Origin of the sequence: Pantoea sp. SIMBA_079 (assembly GCF_046940275.1) — a bacterium.
Classification (GTDB): domain Bacteria; phylum Pseudomonadota; class Gammaproteobacteria; order Enterobacterales; family Enterobacteriaceae; genus Pantoea; species Pantoea borealis.
Map to the genome: position 1 here is coordinate 1 of NZ_JAWRYR010000299.1, position 273 is coordinate 273.

1 protein-coding gene is annotated in these 273 nt (G+C 56.0%); it reads left to right on the forward strand.

All coding sequences use genetic code 11. The features are described from left to right. Positions 1-273: hydantoinase B/oxoprolinase family protein (locus SB719_RS20105; protein WP_412159731.1), on the forward strand; the 273-nt coding region annotated here is incomplete at both ends.

A 273-nucleotide genomic window follows, 5' to 3' on the forward strand; every position in this document is an offset into this window, starting at 1 on the left:
CTACGAGGGGGAATTGATTGCGCTCATGCAATCCAATGGACACTGGGCTGATGTTGGTGGCTCGGTTCCCGGTTCATTTGATGTGCAATCGCAGGACCATTATGGCGAGGGCATACGTGTCCCGCCGATCCGGATGTGGAGCAAAGGCATTTTTCTCTCTGATGTCGCTAATTTGCTGGCCGCCAACATGCGTCTGCCTGAGGAGCGTTTGGGCGATCTGCGTTCACAAGCGGAAGCGACGATGGTCGGGGAGCGGCAGCTGCTGCAATTGAT